This is a genomic window from uncultured Aureimonas sp. (assembly GCF_913775355.1).
Classification (GTDB): Bacteria; Pseudomonadota; Alphaproteobacteria; order Rhizobiales; family Rhizobiaceae; genus Aureimonas.
This window is the reverse complement of the sequence record NZ_CAJYIU010000335.1, coordinates 1-23,525: the sequence shown is the minus strand read 5'-3', so window position 1 is coordinate 23,525 and position 23,525 is coordinate 1. Positions and strand designations below refer to the sequence as shown.

The window sequence follows — 23,525 nt, the reverse complement described above, 5'->3', positions numbered from 1 at the left end:
CCGAGAACGTCGGCGACATCCTTTCGGTCGCCGACGGCGTGATCGTCGCGAGCTCGCTGAAATACGACGGCGTCTGGTGGAACCAGGTCGATCCGGACCGGGTGAAGGCGTTCACGGCCAGGCTCGGTCGATGACCGTGCGCCCGGCGATCCGGCTGGACCGCCTCAAGGCGCGCCTCGATCGCTTCGCCGGGATCGGCGCGACGCCGAAGGGCGGCGTCGACCGGCAGGCGCTCACCGCGGGCGATCGCGAGGCGCGCGCGCTTCTGGCCGGTCTGGCGCGCGACCGGGGCTTTGCCGTGCGCCAGGACGCGGCCGCCAATCTCTTCCTGCGTCGGGAGGGCTCGCGCCCGGACCTGCCGCCGCTTCTTCTCGGCAGCCACCTCGACACGCAGCCGACGGGCGGCCGTTTCGACGGGGCACTCGGCGTTCTCGCCGCCTTCGAGGTGCTGGAGGCGCTGGAGGATGCGCGCCATTCGAGCGGGCGTGCCGTCGAGATCGCGGTCTGGACCAACGAGGAGGGCAGCCGGTTCGCGCCCGGCGCCATGGGCTCGCAGGCCTTCGCCGCCCGCGCGATCCGGCCCGACTGGCTGGCGGCGCGCGGTGCGGACGGGGCGGTTCTCGGCGAGGAACTCGACCGGACGCTCGCCTCGCTCGCGGTCCCCGCCGCGCCGCTCGGCTTCCCCGTCGCCGCCTATCTCGAACTCCATATCGAGCAGGGGCCGGTTCTGGAGCGTGAGGACATTCCGGTCGGCGTCGTTACCGGCATCCAAGGCACGCTCTGGCTGGAGATCGAGATCGAGGGGCAGGCGGCCCATGCCGGCACGACGCCGCTCGCGTTCCGGCGCGACCCGATGCGGGCCGCAGCCGCCGCCCTCGCCGAGTTCTACGGCTCGATCATGCCGGGCGACGAGGACGCGCGCTTCACGGTCGGGCGGATCGACGCGCGGCCGGGCTCGGTCAACGCGATCCCCGAGCGCGTCCGCTTCACGATCGACCTCCGCCACCCCGACGCCGGGGTGCTTCGCGATCTCGCCGATCGCATCGCCGGTGTCTGCGAAGCGGCGTGCGCGGCGGCCGGATGCGGCCTCCGGATCCGCCGTCTGGTCGACATGCCGCCGATCGCCTTTCCGGCCGAGATGGTGGAGCGGATCGAGGCGAGTGCCCAGCGCGTCGGGCTCGCTTCGCGCCGCATCGTGTCGGGCGCCTTCCATGACGCGCTCTATCTCGCGCGCTGCGCCCAGACGGCGATGATCTTCTGCCCCTGCCGCGACGGCATCAGCCACAACGAGGCGGAGCATGTCGAGGAGCGCTTCGTGTCGGCCGGCGCGAGCGTCCTTCTCGAGGCGACCCTCTCGTTCCTCGACGAGGCGGGGTAGCGGGCGCGGCCGCCGGGCGGCTCCCGCGACCTGCCGTCAGACGTTCTGCCGGATGAACTCGCGCGCGGCCGCCTTGGTCATCGGCTTGGCGAACAGGAACCCCTGCGCCTCCGTGCAGCCGTTGGCGGTGATGTAGTCGAGCTGGGCAGAGGTCTCGACGCCCTCGGCCGTGGTCGTCACGCCGATCTTCGACGAGAGTTCGAGGATCGACTTGATGATCGCCACGCTCTTGGCGTCGCCGTTGATCGCCTGCACGAAGCTGCGGTCGATCTTGATCTTGTCGAAGCGAAAGTTCTGGAGCGAGCTCATCGAGGAGTAGCCCGTGCCGAAGTCGTCGATCGACACGCGCACGCCCAGTTCCTGGACCGAGCGCAGGAAGCCGACGGTTTCGGGCTTGAGGGCGAGCAGCGAGCTTTCCGTGATCTCGAGTTCGAGGCGGCTCGGGCTGAGACCCGTCGCGGCCAGCGTATTGATGAGGACCGGCAGCATCTCGCCGTGCCCGACCTGGAGCGCCGAAACGTTGACGGCGATGCCGATGTCCTCCGGCCACTCCGCCGCCTCGGTGCAGGCCTCGCGCAGCACCCAGTCGCCCAGCGCCACGATCAGCCCGGTCTCCTCGGCGAGCGGGATGAACTGGTCCGGCGCGATCGTTCCCTGCGTCGGATGGTGCCAGCGCACCAGCGCCTCGAAGGACTTCAGCTTGGCAGTCTGGGCGTCGAAGAGCGGCTGGAAGTTCAGCTCCAGGCATCCGTCCTGCACCGCGTGACGCAGGTCCATCTCCAGGATGCGCCGGGTCCGCCGTTCCTCCAGCATCGCGGGATGAAACACCTTCACGCCCCGCTTGCCGTCGGCCTTGGCCGCATACATCGCGGTGTCGGCGGCGTTCAGCGCCTCGTCGATGTCGCCGAAGGCCGGCGAGAGGAGGGCGAGGCCGCAGGAGGCACCGATCTCGCAAGCGAAGCCGTCGAGTTCGAAAGGCTGGCACAGGCCTTCGACGAGAGTCTTGGCGACACGCTCGGCGTCCGGCGCGTCCGCGCCCTCGAGGACGATGGCGAACTCGTCGCCGCCGAGACGCGCGGCGAAGGAGGGCGCGCGGATCGACGCGGCGAGGCGCTCCGCGACGCCAGCCAGAACGACGTCGCCTATCTCGTGGCCGCGCTCGTCGTTGATCGCCTTGAAGTTGTCGAGGTCGAGGAAGAGGAGGACGGCCGCCTCCTCGGCACTGCGCGCGAGCGCGGCGCCGAGGCGCTCACGAAGGGCGGAACGGTTGGGAAGCTGTGTCAGCGCGTCGTGATAGGCGAGGAAGCGCAGCCGATCCTGCGAGACGTTGAGACTGTCGCGCTGCTCCTCGACGCGGGTCTCCAGCACCGCCTGCTCGGCGCGGGCGGCGTCGAACGCCTGCTTGCGGGAGATCTGCGTCTGGATGCGGGCGAACGCGATCGCGAAGTCGACCGGCTTCGTCACGTAGTCGTTGGCCCCGTCCTCTAGGCACGCCACGACGTCGGCGCTCTCGGACTTGGCGCTCACCATGACGATCGGCAGCTCGGCCTGCGAGCGGGTCTGCCGGATCCGGCGCAGCACCTCGTGGCCCGACATGTCCGGCATCATGATGTCGAGGAGCACGAGATCGAACCGCTGCGTCTCCACGGCTTCGAGCGCGGGCAGGCCGCCGTTCGCCTCCACCACCTCGAAGCCGCGCCGGACGAGCCGGCGCGTGAGGATCTCGCGGTTGTCCTGAACGTCGTCGACCACGAGGACGCGGGGCGCTGCCGAGGCCGCCGCGGCGGAGGTGTCGCGCGGGAGGGGGATCATCTGCGAGGACATGATCGGATCTCGAAGGCTGGTCGAAGGGGAGGGACTGGTCATGCGGCACACTCGACGGCGCCGGGTCGCGTGAGCGGCGACGGCGTGTCCGGCTCGGGGCACCGCGGCTCGGCGTCGAGATGGGCGGGCAGGCGGATGGTGAAGCAGGATCCTTCGCCGTGCTTGCTGGCGACCGAGATCTCGCCGCCGAGGAGGATCGCCTGCCGCTTGGTCAGCGACAGGCCGAGGCCCGTGCCGCCGTATCGGCTGCTGGTCGACAGCTCGGCCTGCTCGTAGTCGGCGAAGATGCGCGACAGCGCTTCCTTGCGCATGCCGATGCCGCTGTCGGTGACGGCGAGCGTCAGCGTGTTCTCGGCGCCCCCGTTCAGCGTCACCGAAAGCTGGATGGTGCCGTTGGCGGTGAACTTGGCGGCGTTGCTGAGAAGATTGAGCAGCATCTGCCGGACCACCGTGCGGTCCGTCGTGACGCTAGCCGAGGCGTTGGGGCAGATCAGGACGAGGCGGTTGCCGTTCTTCTCGACCAGCGGCTGGGTGTTGGCGACGACGTCGTCGCACAGCTCGCGCAGCGTGAAGCGCGAGGGCTTCACCGGCTGCTGGCTGGCGCCCTCGCCGTCGAGATTGAGGACGTCCGACACCAGCGACAGGAGATGGCGGCCGGCCATGTTGATCTTGCGGATGTCGGAGGCCTTCGTGTCGGCGGACGGGGCGTTCATGTCGCATTCCTCGAGAAGGATCTCGGAGAAGCCGATGATGGCGTTCAGCGGCGTGCGCAGCTCGTGGCTCATTTTGGAGAAGAACCGGCGGCGGGCCTGGCTGCTGCGCTCGGCGGCGCTGCGCGCCTTCTCGAGCTCGACGACGGTCAGGCGGTAGCGCTCGGCCTCGGTCTCCATCTCGTCGCGCAGCGCCGTGACGCTGGCGTAGTAGATCGCCATCCAGCTCATGTAGACGGTCGCCGCGGCGATCGACAGCCAGCCGAGGATGCGCAGCGCCGCGGTCGGCACGATGGGGGCGAGGCCCCAGTATTCGGCCGCCATCAGAAAGATCATGATGTCGAGCGCGAACACCATCAGGATCAGGCGCTGGCGCTCGCCGTGATAGAATAGGCCGAGCAGAAGGGCGACGATCAGCCAGGGCAGGAAGGGCGAGCTGAAGCCGCCGTAGAAGAAGGTGCCGAAGAGCGCCGTCGCGGTAAGGAGCTCGAACGACAGGAACGAGGCGAGCTTGATGTCGCCGGTCGCGCGCAGGAGGAACGGCAGCGTCCAGAACGAGCAGATCGCCGCGATCATGATGACGAGCGGCGCGTCGACGCTCGGCGAGGTGAAGATCAGGAACAGCCCCATCGGCTGCGCGATGATGGGGCCGAACAGGTGCGTGAAGACGAACACCCGGATCATCTCGTTCTCGGACCGGCTGCGGCCGGCCGAACCCGGTGCGAACCAGGCCAAAACTCCGTCGATCCAGGCGTTCAAGATGTCTCCCCCCTTCGCTTCTTCGCGTCGTTTAGGCTGCTGCGTCCGCTCCGGTCAGGAGGCGATCGCGAAGCGCTGCCCTTCGCCGCGGGCGAGCGTGGCGCGCGCCGCCTGCATGCCGGTCTCCATGTGCTGGGCGGCGAGAGCCACCTCGGCCGCCGAATGCGTCGCCATGACCTGCAGGCGGAAGCGGGCGAGACCCTTGCCGACGGCCGGGAACTCGACGAGGTTCGACACGAGGCCGAGCGTCGGCAGGATCTTGGCGGTCAGGCGCGCCAGCTTCTCGTCGCCGGTCTTCACCGAGACGATCGCGGACGGATCGCCGTAGACGCCCATGCCGCGCTCCTCGATCTGCCGTCGCAGCGACAGGACGTTGTCCATCAGGCGCCCGCGCAGGGCGGCACCTTCGGCCGAGCGCACGATCGATAGAGCCTGTCCGATGATGGCGACCTGGACGGGCGAGAGCGCGTTTGAGAAGGTGCAGGACGGGCTGTAGAAGCGCAGGTACTCCTTCACCGCGCGCTTTCGCGAGGCGACGAAGCCGCCGTTCGAGGCGAAGGTCTTGGAGAAGGATCCCATCACGAGATCGACCTTCCCGAGCATGCCCTGCATGCCGATGTGACCGGTGCCGTCGGCGCCGAGGCATCCGAGGTCGTGGGCGACGTCGACCATCAGCGTCGCGCCGAACTCGTTCGCGAGGGCCTGAAGGCCCGCGATGTCGGGCGTGTCGCTGTCCATCGAGAACAGGCTCTCGGTCACGATCATGATCCCGGCCTTGGGATCGCGGGCGCGGATCGTGCGCAGCCGTTCGCGGCAGTGCTCGTTGTCGAGATGGCGGAAGAGGACGACGTTGCGCGTCGCAGCCTGCGCGCCCGTCTGGAGGCACGCGTGGGCGAGCGCGTCCATGACGATGTAGTCGTGCGAGCGCACGAGGCCCTTGATCACACCGAAGCCGGCCGCCCAGCCGGTTGGGTAGAGCACCACCTCGTCCATCTGCAGGAAGTCGGCCAGCGAACGCTCGAGCACGAGGGAACTCGCTGTGTTGCCGACGAGGGCGGGCGAGCCCGCGGAGTGGACGCCGATCTCGTCGATCGCGGCATGGGCGCTCGCACGCACCGCCGGATGGGCGCAGAGGCCGAGATAGTCCTGCGAGGCGAAGTTGACGCCCTCCATCAGGACGCCGCTGTCGTCGCGCACGCCGCAGGTCGAGGCGGGGCCGGTCTCGGTGGCGCGCGAGAACGGCCAGACGCCATGCCGGCGGCGCTCGTCCTGCCAGTCGAAGAAGCGTTCGCAGCGGTCGAGAAGGTTGGTGTCCTCCATCACGCGGAAGTCCCGCATGCTGCCCGTCAGCGCCTTTTCGCTCGTCATCGTCGGTACTCCTGTTGGATGGTCTTGTCTTGTTGTTTGGCCGTGACCCTATCGCGCGGGATATAATGTTCGATGAACGAAGAAAGTCGTTGAAAGATTGGATACTGAATCGCTAACGAAAAGCGCAAGTCGAGTATGCTATATTGCAAAGACAACCATAGTAAATAATATCGATACGCTTGCAACGGAGGCGTGTATACTCCCGAACTCCCGAGCGGGGCGCGCCAAACGAAAGGGCCGCCCGGCTCTTTCGAGACGGGCGGCCCTGGAGGGATGCCGAAAGCCTGTCGGGTGCGTCGGGCTCAGAAGCGGAAGGTGATGCCGCCCGAGAGGACAAGCGGGTCGAGCTTGACGTCCGCTTCCACCGGCGCGCCGCCGAGCGAACCCTTGGCCGAGGTGCGCAGCCGCGCCTTCTTGACGTCGAGGAAGACACCGAACCGGTCGTTGACCATCATGTCGACGCCGACCTGCGCGGCGATGCCGACGGCCGGATCGACGTCGAGGCCACTCATCGCCCCGTCCTTGTTGTCGAAGACGAACATGAACATCGGGCCGAGGCCGACATAGGGCTGGAACCAGCCCCATTCGCGCACCTGATATTGCAGCGTGAGGGCGGTGGGTCCGTAGAGAATGCCGCCGACGCGCCCGAACGGGGCGGCCGTGCCCGCACCGTTGATGTCGATATCGGGCGGGAAGCCGCCGGTGAAGGCGAGCGACATGTTGGGGTTCAGCCGGTAGCCGACCTCCACGAGGCCCGTCAGGTGGTCGTCGATCGAGATCGTCGCACCCGGCACGACGGCGCCGCCGACCTTCATCACCGCGCCTTCGCTCGGCATGATGCTCGCGACACCCGTGCGGACGAAGAAGCGGGACGGGTCGGAGCCTGCCGGCGTCGCCGCGACCGGTTCGCCGACGGATGCGTCCACGACGTCGGCCGCCCTCGCGCCGGTCGCCGAGAGGCAGAGCGAGAGAAGGAGAAGGGAGAGGAGATGCCTCGTCATGGCGGAGCCTTGGCGCGATCCTGCGAGAGGGTGGGAACCCATGGTCCGACCCGGCGCGTCGCCATCACCCGGTCGATTCACGTATTCTCTATCCATCAGAGGATGAAGAATGGTTAACGCGCCCGTGGACCGGGCGCGGAGGTTATCAAGCCGCGTAGGCCAGCTCGCGAACGGTGCGGGACGCGGCCCGTGGCTCGACGACCGCGCCGCGCGGCAGCATGATCGTGAAGGTGCTGCCCGATCCGGCGACGCTCTCGGCTTCGATGGTCCCGCCCATCGCCTTGGCGAGACGGTGGACCAGCGTGAGGTTGAGGCCGGTGCCGCCGTAGCGGCCGTCCGCTGCGTCGCGGTCGACGCTGAATGTCTCGAACAGCGTCGCCAGAACCGCCGGCGGTATGCCCGCGCCCGTGTCGCTGACGCGGATGCGGAACAGGCCGGCGTCGGTGCAGGGTTCGACGCTGACGCTGACGAGACCGCCCGGCGTGTGGGTCACGGCGTTCTCGACCACCGCATCGAGGATCTGGATCAGGCGCTGCTCGTCGCCGCTCAAGGGGCCGATGTCCGGCGCGCACGACAGCGCGATGAGGGTGCCCGCAGCGCTCGCCCGCTCGCGATGGCGATCGGTCACCCCCACCAGCACGGCGTCGATCGCGAGCGGGCGGCAGTCGAAGGTCATGCGGCCCGCCTCGATCTTGGACAGGTCGAGGATCATGTTGATGAGACGCAGGAGATACTGGCCGGCGTCGAGGATCTTGTCGACGTCCTTCTCCATCATCGCGTCGCGTTCGTCGACCGCGTCCTCCTTCAGGATCTGGCCGTAGCCGATCACCGCGTTGAGCGGGGTGCGCAGCTCGTGGCTCATGCGGGCGAGGAACTCGGAACGGGCCGCGGTCGCCGCCTCGATCGCGATCACGGCCCCGCGCAGTTCCTCGGACACGCCCCGGCGGCGGCGCACCTCGGCTTCGAGCTCGCGGCTCGCGTCGAAGATGCGCCCGTAATAGATCGCCATCGTCGCGACGTAGCAGAGAGCGGCGAGCGTCGAGACGATGCCCAGACCATGCTGGGCGTATTCCGGCAGATCGTTGCGATCGGGCTGGAGCCAGAGGTAGAGCGCGAAGAAGACCGAGAAGCAGCCTGCCGAGATCAGGAGCAGGCGCACCCGCACCTTCGGATCGCCGCCGATGTAGAAGAGCGAGAGGATCGGGATGATCAGGATCCAGGGCGTCGTCGGCGAGGTCACGCCGCCGTTGTGATAGAGGCTGAGAAGAATGCAGAAGTTGAGGTTCAGCACCGAGGCCGACACGAGGCGCGTGTAGGAAATCCCGGCCTTCAGAAGGAAGGGGAAAAGCCAGAACGCGTTGATCGAGACGCCGAGGGCGAGAAGGTCCCAGCCCGGCGTCGGATCGAGGAGATAGAGCGCCAGCGGCACGGAGTTGCCGAGGATCGGGCCGAACGTGTGGCTGATCAGGAACATGCGGGCGCAGTTGGCCGCCTCGCGGTGCTGCGCGATCTCGGGCGGGATGAAGCGCTGGAGCAGGCGGAAGTAGGCGTCTGAGAACGCTCGGCTGGACATGGCGCATCCGCTGGACGGGGAGGGCGCCCGCGAACCGCAGCACCCCTGGATCGCGCCACCATCCCTGCCGAGCGCTTGCCTGCGCGTTAATAAGGCAGAGGCCATCTCGCAGCAGTATTAACCATTCCTTCAAATCCGGCCGATAAACCTGAAGCCAGAGAGACGTATCCACGCGGTGGGACCGGCCATGACCCTGACGACGAAACTCGCGCTCGCATCGCTTCTGATGGCGGCGCCGGCAGCCGCCGCGGACCTGACGATGCCCGAGCCCGTGGCCGTCGTTCCGATGGAGGCCCCGATCGACTTCACCGGCTTCACCGTCGGCGGGTTCATCGGCGCGGCCTATTCCGACGGCCAGGCGAATCTCGGCGCCTATGACGGATCGCTGATCCGGCTCGACGTCAGCAACGGCCTGTTCCCCCAGTCGATCGACGACAGCGACACCGGATTTCTCGGCGGCGTCAGCGTCGGCTACAACCACCAGTTCGGCCAGTTCGTCGCCGGCGTCGAGGCGGACGTCTCCTGGCTCGACCTCAACCCGCGCGCCGGGCTGAACCTGCGCGATCCCAACCCCGATCCGCAGTTCAACAACGTCCAGACGATCACGTCCTACGAGACCGAGGTGGAAGCGCTCGGCACCGTGCGCGCCCGCCTCGGCATGGCCTTCGATCGCACCCTCGTCTACGCGACGGGCGGCCTTGCGATCGGCGACGTGAAGAACCGCTTCGCGCTTTCGATCCCGGAATTCGGCTACAATTCGCCGGACTGGAGCACGAGCGACACGCTCTACGGCTACGTCGTCGGCGGCGGCATCGAGCACAAGCTGACGCAGTCGATCAGCCTGCGCGCCGAGGGCCTGTACTACGATCTCGAGAACACGACCGTGAACGCGGCCGACCCGGTCGCCTTCCCCGGCCAGCGGATCTCCTACGGCTTCGACAACGACGGCTTCATCGGCCGCGTCGGCCTCGCCTACACGTTCTGAGCCGACGATCCCGGCGGCGAGCGATCGCCGCCCGCGGGCGCCCCATCGGGAAGGGCGCCCTTTGCCGTGCGGTCAGTAGATCGCGGTGACCGGCGCCTTGCCGGACCGCACGTAGCCGCGATACATGCCCTCCGAGTTGAACGGCAGCGCGACGTTGCCGTGGCGATCGACCGCGACGAGGCCGCCCGAGCCGTCGTTGGGCGCCAAGACGCGATGCACGACATGGTCGGCCGCCGCATCGAGGCTCTCGCCGAGGTGGCGCATGCGCGCCGCGATCTCGGCCGCCGCGCCATAGCGGATGAAGACCTCGCCGTGGCCGGTGCCGGACACCGCGCAGATGTCGTCCGCCAGCGTTCCCGCCCCGATCACCGGCGTGTCGCCGACGCGTCCCGGCGCCTTTCCGGTCATGCCGCCCGTCGAGGTCGCGGCCGCAAGGTTCCCGTTCAGGTCGCAGGCGACGGCGCCCACGGTGCCGTGCCGCACGGCCGCGTCGGACGACGTCTCGCCGCGCGCCCGCAGCGCCAGCGTCTCCTGGAGCGCGTCCCAACGTTTCTGGGTGAAGAAATAGCTGGCCTCCTCGAAGGGGAGCCCCGCCTCCTGCGCGATCCGCGCCGCCGCCTCGCCGATCATCATCACATGCGGGCTCCCTTCCATGACGGCGCGCGCAGCGCGGATCGGGTTGCGCGGACCGAAGAGACCCGCCACCGCGCCCGCCCGCCGATCGGCGCCGTTCATCACGGCCGCATCCATCTCCTGGCGTCCCGCGCTGGTGAAGACCGCGCCGCGCCCGGCATTGAAGAGGGGCTCGTCCTCCAGCGCGCAGACCGCGGCGGTCACCGCGTCGAGCGCCGAACCGCCGTCGCGCAGGATCGCGGACCCGGCCTCCAGCGCGCGCAGGAGCCCTGCATGCGTCGCCTGCTCGATCTCCGGCGTCAGGTCCGAGCGCCGGATCGTGCCGGCGCCGCCGTGGATGGCGAGGGCGAAGGTCTGAGACATGCTGTGATTCCCGATGAAGGTTTCAGGCCCGCCCGCCGTCGACCGACAGGATCTGCCCGGTGATCCAGGAGGCTTCGAGGCTGAGAAGGAAGAGGACGGCGTTGGCGATGTCGGCCGGGCGCCCGAGGCGTCGCAGGTGGGTACCCTCGATCACGCCTGCCTGCCGGTCCGGCCCGAAGGCTTCCCACTGCCTCTCCGTCGAAGGGTTGGAGAGGACGAAGCCGGGGGCCACCGAATTGACGGTGACGCCGGCGGGCCCGAGTTCGAGGGCGAGCTGACGCGTCAGTCCGACCAGCGCGTGCTTGGCGGAGGCGTAGGCCTGGATACCGGTAAGGCTCGGCCGCAGGCCGGCGCCCGAGGAAATGGTGACGATGCGGCCGGCATCGGAGCCCTTCAGAAACGGCACCGCCGCCTGCGCGCACCACAGGGCGCTCATCAGGTTGGCGTCGAGGATCGCCGTGAAGTCCGCCTCGCCGATCTCATCGAGGGGGCGGCCGACCTGCCCGCAGACGCCGCCGGCCGACGTGACGAGGCCGTCGAGGCCGCCGAGCGCATCGGCCGCCTCGCGGATCGCGCGGTGCGCATCGTCCCGCCGGCCGAGATCGACCGAGAGGCGCGCGGCCGCGTTCTCGACGGCGTCGAGCCCGGATGCGTCGATGTCGAGCACGGCCACCTTCGCACCGCTGGCGACGAGCTGGCTCGCGATCGCGCGACCGATGCCCTGCGAGGCGCCGGTGACGACGAAACGTCGGTCGGCGAGACTCAGGCGCATGCGGGCAGCATCGCGTCGAGCGTTGCGAGCGACTGCTCGCGTCGGCCGGCCTCGAGGTCGTGCACGAGCTCGACGAGGCGCGACAGGGCAGGCGTCGCGATCTTGTGCCGCGCGCCGATCACGGTGAGAGGCAGGACCTGCGCGTCGACCTCGGTCTGGCGCCGGCGCACGGCCAGATCCCGCCAGATGCCGGAATGGGTCTTGGCCGTATGGCGGTTGTGTTCGGCCATGGCGGCGACCGAACGGTGCGCGGCGGCCGAGCCGGGCGGGCCGAAAAAGGCATCCGGGTCGAAGCCGTTGAAGCCGAGCGGCTCGACGCCCTCCGCCCGCGCAAGCTGCATGACCTCGCGGCCGAGCGCGTCGTAGACCGGAAAATGCGCTTCCCGCGCCAGTGCGTCGGCCATGGAATCGTTCGTGAGCGCCGTGGCGAAGAGCAGCGCGCCATAGGCGAGCTTGCCCCAGAGATAGCCCCAGATGTTGTCGGTCGTCACCGCCTGCGGCTCGACCAGCCGGAACAGCGCGTGCATCTCGGCGAGCCGCGGCGTCATCGTGCCGTCGAGCTCGCCGAGCGCCATGGCGGCGCGGTTGCCGTAGAGGATGCGCCCCGGCGCCTGCCAGTCCGCGCCGAAATTGACGAAGCAGCCCATCGTGCGCGCCGCGCCGAGGCGTTCGGCGATGACGCTCTCGTTCAGCCCGTTCTGGGCGGACACGACGAAGCCGTCGTCGGCGACGTGCGGCGCGAGCTGGTCGAGCGCGCCTTCCGTGTGGTGTGCCTTGACCGCCAGGACCGTGCGCCGGAACCGCCCTTCCACTGCCTCCGGGCGGCAGGCGCGCACGCTTTGCCGGAAGGCTTCCACCGGCCCTTCGATCGCGAGGCCCTCGCGGTTCATCGCCTCGACATGGTCGCCGGCGACATCGACGAGGAGGACGTCCTGTCCGGCACGCTGGAGATAGGCGCCGAGCACACCGCCGATCGCGCCGGCACCCCAGATCAGGATCGGCTCGCCCCGCGGGTTCAACGCCAGTCTCCGTCCAGAAGCGAACGGGTCTCCTCGACGCCGACGCGCCAAAGCGCCTCCATCTCGGCGTCGTCGCGCTGGTAGTAGCCGCCGTAGTTGCCGTCGCCGACCAGCTCGCGAACGCCGTCGGCGGACCGGTCCTTCAGGCGGTCGAAGTCGGCCATCGGCTTCTGCTCGCCGGGAACGGGGCGTCCGGGCAGGCGCGTCCAGGGGAAGTTCTCCATCCAGGAGGCGTGGCTCGCCTTCGGGTCGATCTCCTGCACCTTGGTCCAGGCGCGTGGGGCGTTCCACCAGTTGTGGAAGCGCGCGCGGGCGCCCGGCCGCTCGTCCATCCATTCCATCGTCACCGGCTGCACGGGCGAGTTGCCGCCATGGCCGTTGACGATGAGGACGCGCCGGAAGCCGCTGCGGTAGAGGCTGTCGAGAATGTCGCGCACCACGGCCATGTAGGTGACCGTGCGCAAGGAGACCGTGCCGGGATAGGCGTTGAAATAGGGCGTCAGGCCATAGGCGAGCACCGGGAAGACCGGCACGCCGAGCGGTTCCGCCGCCTCGGCTGCCATGCGCCCGGCGAGGATCGAATCGACCGACAGGCTGAGATAGGCGTGCTGCTCGGTCGAGCCGAGCGGCAGCACGCAGCGGTCGTCATGCTTCAGATAGGCTTCGATCTCGAACCAGTTGCTGTCGTCTATCTTCAACGGAGGCTTCCTCGATGCTGGGCGTCTCGCGCCGTGCCTGGATGGCCGGCAGGAGTTCGGTTCGGATCGCGTGGGGATCGGGGGTGTGGCGGTATTCGATGGCCCTCTGGCCGGGGCGCAGGCGCTCGCGCAGGCTTTCCGCGCCCGTCGCGAAGATCAGCACCTCGCAGCGGTCGAGCACCTCGTCGATTTCAGGCGCGTCCCACAGGCACGCGTCGGTCGCCGAGACATGCGGGGCGAAACGCAGGATGCCGGCGCGCATGAGCGCCAGGAATTCGGCGAAGTAGGAGACCACCGCGACGCGCGCCTCGGGCGCGATCCGCGCGAGCTCGATCCGCGTCGTTTCGGTCGGGATGAAGGTCATGCCGACCACCGGCACGTCCGGAAACAGGCGCTGCGCCTCGGCGCGCACGTTGAGCGGGGTCACCACGAGATCGATGCCGGCGGGCCGCTCATCCTCGGCGTCCCGAAGCGTCGCAGCCAGCACCTCGTCGCGCTCCGGCAGATGCGTGCGCAGGACGGCGGCGTAGCTCTCCGTCGCTTCCGCAAAGATGCCGAGCATCAGGATGCGCAGGGCCCGCGGTCGCGCCCGCGCGTTGGCGACGCGCAGCACGAGCTCCTGGCGATCGAGGCCGAGGCCTTCCGCGAGTTCGACGAGATCCTCGATCCGCGACTGGAGGAGGCGGTGTCCGTCGCCGGCCTCACTGAGGGCGCTGACGCCCCGCGTGACGAAGCTGCCGGCGCCGACGCGCCCTTCCATCAGTCCCGACGAGCGAAGCGCGGCATAAGCGCCCGAGACGGTGACCGGCGACACGCTGAGGCGGGCCGCGAGCGCGCGCACCGAGGGCAGCTGGGAGCCGGCCGGCAGGTCGCCCGAGGCGATGCCGTATTCGAGCGCGCCGCGGAGCTGGACGCTGACCGGCACCGATAGGCCGCGGTCGATCGCCGCCGCGATGCGGTTCGCCGCCTGTTCCAGCTGGGTCTCGAGACTGCTCATGGATGTATCAGTGCACCATTACATCGGCAGCATCAAGCCGGTTGATTGGTCGGATATTGTGCAGTTGCAGCATAATTTTGGCGCGAATTTGGACTTGACCGCAGTCGATAACGCTTCCTAGTGTTACAGCAGACCGTAACACTTGAGGGGTTCGCCGGCATGTCACGCAAGTTCCTGCACGCTTCGATCGCCACGCTGGCACTGATGATGGCGGCGCCTCTGGCGGCCGAGGCCCAGACGCTGACGATCGGCGTGCGCGCCGGCCCCGATTCGATCGACCCGCACTGGTCGACGCTCGGCAGCCAGGCCGAAACCCTGCGCCACGTCTTCGACACGCTGGTGGGCGTCGACAACAACCTCCAGCTCCAGCCCGCGATCGCCACGTCCTGGACGCCGACCGGCGAGGACACCTGGGAGTTCAAGATCCGCGAGGGCGTCAAGTTTCACAACGGCGAGCCGCTGACCGCCGAGGACGTCAAGTTCTCGATCGAGCGCATTCCGCAGGTCACCGGCCCGATGTCGATGACGATCTACACGAAGCGCGTGAAGTCGGTCGAGGTTGTCGATCCCACCACCTTGAAGGTCACCACCAACGGCACCGCCCCCTCGCTGCCCAACGATTTCATCCGCCTCTTCATCGTGCCGAAGTCGACCGGCGCCGAGGCGCGCAACGAGGATTTCAACTCGGGCGCCAAGGCCATCGGATCGGGACCCTACAAGTTCGTGTCCTGGACCCCGAAGGGCGACTTCGTGGCCGAGCGCAACGAGGACTACTGGGGCGAGAAGCCCCACTGGCAGCGCGTCGTGCGCCGCGAGATCCCGGACGACGCGGCTCGCGTGGCGGCGCTGCGCTCGGGCGGCGTCGACCTCATCAACTACGTGCCGGCGAGCGACTACCCGGCGCTGAAGGGCGACGGGAGCATGGAGACCTTCATCTCCGACTCGCTCTACATCCTGAACGTCCAGCCCGTGCAGAAGGAGACGCTGCCCCAGAAGGTGAAGGTCGACGGCAAGGAAATCGACGCCAATCCCTTCGCCGACCTCAAGGTGCGCACGGCGCTCGACAAGGCGATCGACCGCAAGACGCTCGTGCGCGTCGTCCTCGAAGGTCTCGGCAAGCCGGCCAACCAGCTGATGCCTGAAGGCTTCTTCGGCTATTCCGCCGAACTGCCCGAGCCGCAGTACGATCTGAAGGGCGCCAAGGCGCTTCTGGCCGAGGCCGGATACCCCAACGGCTTCGAGTTCGACTTCACCTGCACCAACAACCGCGTGCCGGGCGATTCCGTGGTCTGCGAGGCACTGGCGCAGATGTGGTCGCGCGCCGGGCTGAAGGTCAACGCCAACGCGCTGAACGGCACCGTCTTCTTCCCAGCCTCGCAGCGCGGCGACTATTCGGTCCAGATGTCGGCCTGGGGCACGATCACCGGCGAGGCGTCCTACACCTACGGCTCGCTGATCCACACGGCGGACCCGAACATCGGCCTCGGCGCCTTCAACCGCACGGGCTATTCGAACAAGGCCTTCGACGCGCGGTTCGAGGAGGGCCAGCGGACGCTCGACGACGACAAGCGCCGCGCGATCTTCGAGGAGACTTCGAAGATGTCGATGGAGGACCGGGCGATCATCCCGACCGTGATCCTGCAGACCGTCTGGGCGGCGAAGGCCGGAACCGTCAGCTTCCAGCCGCGCGTCGACCAGGAAACGCTCGCCTACCTCATCAAGCCCGCGTCCTGACGCGCCCCGCCGCCCGCGCCGCCGCCGACGGCGTGCGCGGGCCCCGGAATCCCATGCCTTGAAGGACCGCGATGGCCGGCTTCGTCCTCCAGCGTCTGGCGCAGGCCGTGATCGTCATCTTCGCGATGTCGATCATCGTGTTCCTCGGCGTCTACGCCATCGGCAACCCGATCGACGTCCTGATCGATCCGGGCGCCGACCAGGCGACGCGCGCCGCCCTGATCGCCCAGTACGGGCTCGACCTGCCCCTGTGGCGGCAGTACCTGAACTTCCTCGCCGGCGTGGCGACGGGCGATCTAGGGCGGAGCCTGATCTACAACGTTCCCGTCGTCGATCTCATCTTCTCGCGCCTGCCGGCGACGCTCGAACTCGTCCTCGTCTCCGTCGCGCTCGCGACGCTCATTGGCGTGCCGGCGGGCATCTATGCCGGCTACCGGCCGCAGTCGGCCGGCGCCAAGGCGATCATGGCCTTCTCGGTGCTCGGCTTCTCGGTCCCGACCTTCTGGATCGGCATGCTCCTGATCATGACCTTCGCGGTGGAACTCGGCGTCCTGCCGTCCGGCGGGCGCGGCGAGGTCGGCTCGTTCCTCGGCCTGTCCACCTCGCTCGTCACGCAAGACGGCTGGAGCCATGTCATCCTGCCCGCGATCAACCTGTCGCTCTTCAACATGGGCCTGATGATCCGCCTGACGCGGGCGGGCATGGTGGAGGCGATGCGCGCCGACTATGTCCGCTTCGCCCGCGCGCAAGGCTTGTCGGAGGGCCGCATCGTCGGCTCGCACGTCCTCAAGAACATCTCGATCCCGCTCGTCACCGTCTTCGGCCTCGAACTCGGATCGACGCTCGCCTTCGCAGTGGTCACCGAGAGCGTCTTCAACTGGCCGGGCGTCGGCAAGCTGATCATCGATTCCATCCTCCAGCTCGATCGGCCCGTCATGGTCGCCTACCTCGTGCTCGTCGTGATCCTCTTCGTGCTCATCAACTTCACCGTGGATCTCGTCTATGCGCGCCTCGACCCGCGCGTCCGGCTCGGAGGAAGCGCCGAATGAGCCTTGCCATCGCCCCGCCGACCGAGACCCGCGGCGTCCGGCTGCGGCAGGTCTGGAGCGACTACCGCCGCTCGCCGCTGGCCGTCCTCGCGCTCGTCGTCATCGCGGTGCTCCTAGTCGCCTCCTTCGGCGCGCCCTGGCTGACGCCGCAGGACCCCTACGACATGGCCTCGCTCGACTGGGCCGACGCCTTCCTGATGCCCGGCGAGACGGGATCGGGCGGCTATGTCCACTGGCTCGGCACCGACAATGTCGGGCGCGACATGCTGTCGGCGATCCTCTTCGGCCTGCGCACCAGCTTCGTGATCGGCCTGACCGCCAATCTCCTGGCGCTCGCGTTCGGCGTCCTCGTCGGGCTGTCGGCGGCCTATTTCGGCGGCCGGTGGGAAGCGCTCCTGATGCGCATCGTCGACCTGCAGCTCTCGATGCCCGCGATCCTCCTGGCGCTGGTGCTGGTCGCCGTGCTCGGGCAGGGCCTTGCCCAGATCGTCGCGGCGCTGGTGGTCGCGCAATACGCCTATTTCGCGCGCACCACTCATGGCGCCGCGGTCGCCGAGCGGCGCAAGGACTATATCGAGGCCGCCCGCGCGACACCGCTGCCGGCCTCGCGCGTCCTCTTCCGCCACCTCCTTCCCAACGTCCTGCCGCCGCTGATCGTCGTGGCAAGCGTGCAGGTCGCCGGTGCGATCGCGCTGGAGGCGACCCTGTCCTTTCTCGGCGTCGGCCTGCCGCTCACCGAACCCTCGCTCGGCTCGCTGATCTCCAATGGCTTCAAGTACATTCATTCCGACCGCCCTTGGCTGTCGATCTATCCGGGCGTCGCGCTGATGATCGCCGTCGTCGCGATCAACCTCGTGGGCGACCGCGTGCGGCACCTCCTCGATCCGAGGGGCCGCCGATGAGCGCGCCCGCCCTCGACGTGCGCGGCCTCGTCACCCGCTTCGACACGCGCGCCGGTCCATTGACCGCGGTCAACGGCGTCAGCTTCAGCGTCGAGCGCGGCCGCATCCTCGGGCTCGTCGGCGAATCCGGTTCCGGCAAGAGCGTCACCGGCTTCTCGATCCTCGGCCTGATCGACGAGCCGGGCGAGGTCGCGGCCGGCGAGGTGCGGGTGGAGGGCGTCGACATGCGCGCGCTCTCGCCGGCCGAGCAGCGCCGGATGCGCGGCCATCGTGTGGCGATGGTCTTCCAGGACCCGATGATGACGCTGAACCCCGTCCTGACGGTGGGCGACCAGATGCGAATGGCCGTGCGTGCGCATGCGAAGGTCTCGAAGGCGGAGGCGAGCGAGCGCGCGCGCCGGGCGCTGGAGGCGGTCGGCATCCCGTCGCCGGCGGAGCGCCTGCGCGCCTATCCGCACCAGCTTTCGGGCGGCATGCGCCAGCGCGTGGCGATCGCCATCGCGCTCCTGCACCAGCCGGCCGTGATCATCGCAGACGAGCCGACTACCGCGCTCGACGTCTCGATCCAGGGGCAGATCCTCGCCGAGATCCGGCGCCTCGCCGACGACACGGGGACGGCGGTGGTCTGGATCACCCACGACCTCGCCGTCGTCTCCAGCCTCGCCGACGACCTGTGCGTGATGTATGCGGGGCGGATCGTGGAGCGGGGCCCGGCCGACGCCGTGATCGCCCGGCCGCGCCATCCCTACACGCGCGGGCTTCTCGATTCCGTACCCGGCCAGCACGAACCCGGCAGCCGGCTCCCCCAGATCCCGGGCTCGACGCCCTCGCTCGCCCATCTTCCCGCCGGCTGCCCGTTCCAGCCCCGCTGCGCGCGTCGCACCGAGCGCTGCAGCGCGGAGCCGCCGCTGGTCACGCTCGGTGTGCAGGCCGTCCTCTGCTATCACCCGCTGGAAGCTGCCGCATGAGCGAAGTCCTTCTGTCGCTGGAGGGTGTCTCCAAGCGCTTCGCCCGCCGTCCGGGCCTCGGCGAGCGTCTTGCCGGCGCCTTCCGGGGCGGCGCCAGGCCGGTCGTCGTCCGGGCGGTCAGCGAGGTCGACCTGTCCGTGCGCCGGGGCGAGGTGATCGGGATCGTCGGCGAGTCCGGCTGCGGGAAGTCGACGCTCGGGCGCATGATCTCCGGCATCACCGTGCCGAGCGACGGGCGCCTCGTCTTCGACGGCGGCCCGGTGGCCGCCGAGCGGCGCGGCCACGTGTCGAAGCTGACGACGCGGGTCCAGATGATCCATCAGGACCCCTTCGCCTCGCTCAACCCGCGTCTCACGGTAGGCCAGACGATCGGCGAGGGCCCTGCGGTGCATGGGCTCGTGACGGGGCGGGACACCGCGACCTACGTGCGCGGGCTCCTCTCGCAGGTGGGCCTCGACGCAGACTACGCGGACCGGCTGCCGCACCAGTTCTCGGGCGGGCAGCGCCAGCGCGTCGCGATCGCCCGCGCGCTCGCCATGCGGCCCGATCTCCTCGTCCTCGACGAGCCGGTCGCCTCGCTCGACGTGTCGATCCAGGCGCAGGTGCTGAACCTCTTCCAGGACCTGCGCACGTCGCTGGGGCTCACCGCGCTCTTCGTCAGCCACGACCTTGGCGTCGTGCGACATGTCAGCGACCGAGTGGCGATCATGTATCTCGGGCGCGTCGTGGAGATCGCCTCGGTCGGCGCGATCTACGAAACCCCGCTGCACCCCTATACGCAGGCGCTCTTCGAGAGCGTGCCGCGCATCGGCACCGGCCGCGCGCGGTTCCGGCCGATCCGCGGCGAGATCCCGTCGCCGATCGATCCGCCGCCGGGCTGCACCTTCCATCCGCGCTGCCCCCATGCCGGACCGCGCTGCCGCGTCGAGATCCCGAGGCTGAAGGAGGCGGCGCCGGGCCACCGTGCGGCCTGTCACCTGCATGACGGCGGTACGGGAGGAACGGCATGAGCCGCGCATCGCAGGCCCTCGCCGAGGAGATCGGCGCCGTCAACGACATCCTGTGTGCCGTGGCGCTCCTCCAGTGGGACAACCGCACGATGATGCCGGCCGGCGGAGCTGAGACGCGCGGCCACCAGATCGCGACCCTCAAGGGCATCGCGCGCGAGCGCATCCTGTCGGACGCCACGCGGCGGGCGACGGACGATCTCCTCGCCGAGACCGAGGGGAGGGCGGACACCGACCTCGACCGGCGCGCGGCCCTGACGGTGCAGGCTGCGATCGATCATCACGGGCGGCTCGACGCCGCGCTGCTGCGCCGTCAGGCCGAACTCGGCCCGGTTGCGGGGGCGGCTTGGGCGACGGCGCGCGAGACCAGCGACTTTTCCGTCTTTCTGCCCTTCCTCGACGAGAGCGTCGCGCTGGCGCGCGAGAGCGCGGCGGCGATCGGCCACGACGGCCATCCCTACAGCGCGATGGTGGCGCTCTACGAACCGGGCGAGACCGCCGGCTCCATCCGGCGCTTCTTCGCCACGCTGCGCGCCGGCATCCTTCCCATTCTCGACGAGGCGCGGGGGCGTGAGCGCGACGACGTCGTCCACCGGCGCTTTCCGGTCGAGGCGCAGCGCGCGCTCTGCCGCGACCTCGCCGAACTGACGGGCTACGACTTCGGGCGCGGTCGCCTCGACACGGCGGTGCATCCGTTCGAGATCTCCTTCACCCGCAACGACGTGCGCATCACGACGCGCTACCGCGAGAAGTTCCTGCCCGGCGCCCTGTTCGGGGCGCTGCACGAGGCCGGGCACGGTCTCTACGAGCAGAACGTCGCGGACGCGTTCACCCGCACGGTCTTCGCGACCGACCTGATCCTTCTCTATGCGGTCGGCGGCACGAGTTTCGGCGCGCACGAATCGCAGTCCCGCCTATGGGAGAACCACGTCGGGCGTTCGCTGGCGTTCTGGCAACGGAACATGGACCGGCTGCGTGCGCATTTCCCCGGCGGTCTCGACGATGTGTCGCCGGAGCGGTTCACGCGCGCCGTCAACCACGTGGAGCCTGGCTTCATCCGCGTCGAAGCGGACGAGCTCACCTACGATCTCCACATCATGCTGCGGACGGAGATCGAGGCCGCGCTGCTCGACGGCTCGCTCGCGCCGCGCGACGTTCCCGGCGCCTGGAACGAGGCCGTGCGCCGCGACCTCGGCCTCGAGGTGCCCGACGATCGGCGGGGCTGCCTGCAGGACGTTCACTGGTCGTCCGGCTACTTCGGCTCGTTCCCGACCTACACGGTCGGAAATGCGATGGCAGCCCAGCTGATGGAGACGCTCAAGGCGCGCGACGCGGGTCTCGACGCCAGCCTTGCCGAGGGCGACTACGGTCGCCTGCGCGCGCATCTGACGGACGCCGTCTGCCGCCACGGACGCTCGCGCACGCGCGACGAACTCCTAAACGATGCGACGGGAGAGGCGCTGTCGGCCGAGCCGTACCTGCGATACCTCAAGGCCAAGTTTTCGGGCGGGACCGTCTGAAACGACCCCTCGTCGCTGTTCGCGGGATGACGCGTCTTGCGACCGGTGCGCGGCGCCTCAGTCGCGCACGGGGGCGTGCGCAGCCCCTTGCGCGACAACCGATCGCTCGATCCGCTCGCGGTCGAGCACGCCCGAGCGGCGAAGCTCCGCCTTCAGCTTGTCGATCGGCGGCGCGTAGAGGAAGCCGAACGAGACGCAGTGGTCACGGCCCTCGACGGCATGGTGCAGGCGGTGCGCCTGCACGAGGCGCTTGGCGTAGCCGCGATGCGGCACGTAATGGAACGGCCAGCGCTGGTGCACCAGCCCGTCGTGGGCGACGAAATAGAGAAGCCCGTAGATCGTGATCCCCCAGCCGATGGCGAGGAGGATCGGCGACAGGTAATGGCCGACGAAGAACAGGGCGACCGCGAAGATGCTGAAGACGACGGCGTAGAGGTCGTTCTTCTCGAACAGCCCTTCGGTCTCCTCGTGGTGCGACTTGTGCCAGCCCCAGCCGCTGCGGCCGTGCATGACGTATTTGTGGGCACCCCAGGCGAACCCCTCCATCGCGACGACGGTCACCAGAACGATCAGGGCGTAGAGGAGGAGGTCGAGGGTCATGGCCGTTTCGCTGATGGGGTTCCACACGTGTGTCGATGCCGAACGGGGCTAGGGTATGGCAAGGGACCACGCCGCTGCCAAGCATTTCCCGATCGCGCCCTATCGCCACAGGAGGCGGCGCGGCAAAGGCGCGGATCGGCGGCTTCGGCTCTCCGCTCCGTGATCGCAGCGCCCCGGGCTGCGAAGACCCGACTTCCCTCGCGCACCGTCCGATGGCAGGACGCGGGGGACGATGCCATGGGATCGGCAAACAGCCGCATTCGGCCGGCATAGTGCCGCATGGTGCTGTCCGGGAGGGGCGAGCGAGGTAGGTTGAGCGTGATGCATGAAGACACCGCCCTGACCGAGATGAACGCGATCGCCCGGCGCGCCCCGGCCGCGTCCGCGCGCCCGACGCTTCGACCGTTCCAGGCGGCGATCGGACTGACGCTAGCGGCCGCGATCCTCGTTTCCTGGCTGACGATCCATTTCGGGGCGGTGTTCTTCCTCGAACTCGGCTGGCGGACCGCTCCGCTTGTTCCCGTCCTCGTCGCTCTTCAGTGCTGGCTCACCGTCGGCCTCTTCATCGTGGCGCACGATGCCATGCACGGCTCACTCGTGCCCGGATGGCCGCGGCTGAACGCGGCGATCGGCACGTTCATCCTGACGATCTATGCGGGCTTTGCCTGGGCGCGCATCCGCGCTGCCCACATGGCCCATCACGACGCGCCCGGCACGATCGACGACCCCGACTTCTTCGTCGACGAGCCCGACCGCTTCTGGCCGTGGTTCCGCACCTTCTTCATGCGCTACTTCGGCCGGCGGTCGATCCTCTTCGTCAGCACCGTCGTGACGCTCTACATCGTCGTCTTCGGGGCGTCGGTCGCCAACGTCGTCCTGTTCTACGGCATGCCCTCGCTGCTGTCGTCGATCCAGCTCTTCTACTTCGGGACCTTCCGCCCGCATCGGCACGAGGAGAGCGGCTTCGTGGACGATCACAACGCGCGCTCCAACGAATTCGGCTTTCTCGCCTCGCTCCTGTCCTGCTTCCACTTCGGCTATCACCACGAGCACCACGACCAGCCCTGGGTGCCCTGGTGGGCTCTCCCGTCGCAGTGGCGGCGCAAGCACGAGGTCGCGCTCTAGAGCGTGCCGGCCGGCCCGTCAGAGATAGGCCGACACCATCGAGCGGACGTCGACGCGGGCTTGGAGGCGTGCCGCCAGCAGCGCCATGCCGCTGACCTTGCGCTGGACGAAGAGCGTGTCGGTCGGCGGGATGTGCCAGGTCGCCAGGTCGCTCGCCATCACGGTCGCATGCTCGCGGATGATCGGGACGAGGCGGCGGTCCGCGAAGTCGAACGGCCCCCCGCGCGAGGCTTCCGTCACGATGAGGTCGATGATGCGGTCGACGAGATCCGCGTGGCGCTGCACCGCCACCTCGCCGAGGAAGCCGGCCTCGACCGCAGCGTGCTTCACCGCCGCGCGGTCCCCCGACAGTCCGGCGGCCATCAGCCTGCGGTAGGCCTCGGACGTCTCGGCCGTGACCGGTCGCACGGCACCGAAATCGAGTAGCACGATGCGGCCGGTCGCCGGCTGGTAGCGGAAATTGGCGAAGTTCGGATCGGTCTGCATCCGCCCGAAGCGGAAGAGTTCGTCGAGCGTCAGGACGATGAGGCGGGCGGCGAT

22 protein-coding genes are annotated in these 23,525 nt (G+C 69.0%); 10 read left to right on the top strand and 12 right to left on the bottom strand.

Going from position 1 to position 23,525, the window contains the following annotated elements:
* Both QZ753_RS20845 and QZ753_RS20840 read left to right on the top strand, forming a co-directional pair.
* Nucleotides 1-134 (top strand): BtpA/SgcQ family protein (locus QZ753_RS20845; protein ID WP_294646558.1); only part of this gene is annotated, 134 nt, incomplete at its 5' end.
* On the top strand, nt 131-1,378 hold the full coding sequence (locus QZ753_RS20840; protein WP_294646556.1) for a Zn-dependent hydrolase: 1,248 nt from the start codon (nt 131-133) through the stop codon (nt 1,376-1,378). The genes QZ753_RS20845 and QZ753_RS20840, both read left to right, overlap by 4 nt.
* Before the next feature lie 36 nt (nt 1,379-1,414).
* Here QZ753_RS20840 and QZ753_RS20835 read toward each other — a convergent pair whose 3' ends face one another.
* From QZ753_RS20835 to QZ753_RS20815, 5 genes are all read right to left on the bottom strand, one after another.
* Entirely contained in the window at nt 1,415-3,202 is a 1,788-nt protein-coding gene (locus tag QZ753_RS20835) for an EAL domain-containing protein (protein ID WP_294646554.1), read from the bottom strand.
* A gap of 38 nt (nt 3,203-3,240) precedes the next feature.
* Nucleotides 3,241-4,671: a HAMP domain-containing sensor histidine kinase gene (locus tag QZ753_RS20830; RefSeq protein WP_294646551.1), complete on the bottom strand. Its 1,431-nt coding sequence runs from the start codon at nt 4,669-4,671 to the stop codon at nt 3,241-3,243.
* Between the two features lie 54 nt (nt 4,672-4,725).
* Entirely contained in the window at nt 4,726-6,039 is a 1,314-nt protein-coding gene (locus QZ753_RS20825) for an aminotransferase class I/II-fold pyridoxal phosphate-dependent enzyme (protein ID WP_294646549.1), read from the bottom strand.
* Nucleotides 6,040-6,341: 302 nt separating this feature from the next.
* On the bottom strand, nt 6,342-7,040 hold the full coding sequence (locus QZ753_RS20820) for an OmpW family outer membrane protein (protein WP_294646547.1): 699 nt from the start codon (nt 7,038-7,040) through the stop codon (nt 6,342-6,344).
* A gap of 145 nt (nt 7,041-7,185) precedes the next feature.
* Nucleotides 7,186-8,613, bottom strand: a complete 1,428-nt coding sequence (locus tag QZ753_RS20815; protein ID WP_294646545.1) for a HAMP domain-containing sensor histidine kinase — start codon at nt 8,611-8,613, stop codon at nt 7,186-7,188.
* A 187-nt stretch (nt 8,614-8,800) separates the two neighbouring features.
* On the opposite strand from QZ753_RS20815, the gene QZ753_RS20810 reads away from it, so the two are divergent.
* A complete protein-coding gene (locus tag QZ753_RS20810) occupies nt 8,801-9,598 on the top strand; it encodes an outer membrane beta-barrel protein (protein WP_294646544.1) in 798 nt (265 codons plus the stop codon).
* A gap of 72 nt (nt 9,599-9,670) precedes the next feature.
* On the opposite strand, the gene QZ753_RS20805 is transcribed toward QZ753_RS20810, so the two are convergent.
* The 5 genes from QZ753_RS20805 to QZ753_RS20785 are packed head-to-tail and all read right to left on the bottom strand — an operon-like array spanning nt 9,671 to nt 14,080.
* On the bottom strand, nt 9,671-10,594 hold the full coding sequence (locus QZ753_RS20805; RefSeq protein WP_294646542.1) for an isoaspartyl peptidase/L-asparaginase family protein: 924 nt from the start codon (nt 10,592-10,594) through the stop codon (nt 9,671-9,673).
* A 22-nt stretch (nt 10,595-10,616) separates the two neighbouring features.
* A complete protein-coding gene (locus QZ753_RS20800) occupies nt 10,617-11,366 on the bottom strand; it encodes an SDR family NAD(P)-dependent oxidoreductase (RefSeq protein ID WP_294646541.1) in 750 nt (249 codons plus the stop codon).
* Entirely contained in the window at nt 11,357-12,385 is a 1,029-nt protein-coding gene (locus tag QZ753_RS20795; protein WP_294646540.1) for a ketopantoate reductase family protein, read from the bottom strand. The genes QZ753_RS20800 and QZ753_RS20795 overlap by 10 nt, the downstream gene beginning before the upstream one ends.
* Nucleotides 12,382-13,083, bottom strand: coding sequence for a creatininase family protein (locus tag QZ753_RS20790; RefSeq protein ID WP_294646539.1), 702 nt, complete (start codon nt 13,081-13,083; stop codon nt 12,382-12,384). The genes QZ753_RS20795 and QZ753_RS20790 overlap by 4 nt, the downstream gene beginning before the upstream one ends.
* Nucleotides 13,031-14,080, bottom strand: a complete 1,050-nt coding sequence (locus QZ753_RS20785; protein ID WP_294646537.1) for a GntR family transcriptional regulator — start codon at nt 14,078-14,080, stop codon at nt 13,031-13,033. The genes QZ753_RS20790 and QZ753_RS20785 overlap by 53 nt, the downstream gene beginning before the upstream one ends.
* A gap of 159 nt (nt 14,081-14,239) precedes the next feature.
* Between QZ753_RS20785 and QZ753_RS20780 the strand changes: the two genes are divergently transcribed.
* From QZ753_RS20780 to QZ753_RS20755, 6 genes are all read left to right on the top strand, one after another.
* Nucleotides 14,240-15,814 carry an ABC transporter substrate-binding protein gene (locus QZ753_RS20780; protein WP_294646535.1) on the top strand — a complete coding sequence of 525 codons (1,575 nt, stop codon included), beginning with the start codon at nt 14,240-14,242 and terminating at the stop codon, nt 15,812-15,814.
* A 71-nt stretch (nt 15,815-15,885) separates the two neighbouring features.
* On the top strand, nt 15,886-16,863 hold the full coding sequence (locus QZ753_RS20775; protein WP_294646534.1) for an ABC transporter permease: 978 nt from the start codon (nt 15,886-15,888) through the stop codon (nt 16,861-16,863).
* Nucleotides 16,860-17,765 (top strand): ABC transporter permease, encoded by a 906-nt coding sequence (locus tag QZ753_RS20770; RefSeq protein WP_294646533.1) that lies wholly within the window; start codon nt 16,860-16,862, stop codon nt 17,763-17,765. The genes QZ753_RS20775 and QZ753_RS20770 overlap by 4 nt, the downstream gene beginning before the upstream one ends.
* Entirely contained in the window at nt 17,762-18,733 is a 972-nt protein-coding gene (locus QZ753_RS20765) for an ABC transporter ATP-binding protein (protein WP_294646531.1), read from the top strand. The genes QZ753_RS20770 and QZ753_RS20765 overlap by 4 nt, the downstream gene beginning before the upstream one ends.
* A complete protein-coding gene (locus QZ753_RS20760) occupies nt 18,730-19,743 on the top strand; it encodes an ABC transporter ATP-binding protein (protein ID WP_294646529.1) in 1,014 nt (337 codons plus the stop codon). The genes QZ753_RS20765 and QZ753_RS20760 overlap by 4 nt, the downstream gene beginning before the upstream one ends.
* Nucleotides 19,740-21,260, top strand: coding sequence for a carboxypeptidase M32 (locus QZ753_RS20755; protein WP_294646528.1), 1,521 nt, complete (start codon nt 19,740-19,742; stop codon nt 21,258-21,260). Before QZ753_RS20760 ends, QZ753_RS20755 begins: the two co-directional genes overlap by 4 nt.
* A gap of 57 nt (nt 21,261-21,317) precedes the next feature.
* Here the strand turns inward: QZ753_RS20755 and QZ753_RS20750 are convergent, their stop codons facing one another.
* Nucleotides 21,318-21,860, bottom strand: a complete 543-nt coding sequence (locus tag QZ753_RS20750; protein ID WP_294646527.1) for a sterol desaturase family protein — start codon at nt 21,858-21,860, stop codon at nt 21,318-21,320.
* A 321-nt stretch (nt 21,861-22,181) separates the two neighbouring features.
* Here QZ753_RS20750 and QZ753_RS20745 point away from each other — a divergent pair, with 321 nt between their 5' ends.
* Complete coding sequence (locus tag QZ753_RS20745) at nt 22,182-22,985, top strand: fatty acid desaturase (protein ID WP_294646525.1); 804 nt, start codon at nt 22,182-22,184, stop codon at nt 22,983-22,985.
* A gap of 18 nt (nt 22,986-23,003) precedes the next feature.
* Here QZ753_RS20745 and QZ753_RS20740 read toward each other — a convergent pair.
* Nucleotides 23,004-23,525: AarF/UbiB family protein (locus tag QZ753_RS20740; RefSeq protein ID WP_294646524.1), on the bottom strand; the 522-nt coding region annotated here is incomplete at its 5' end.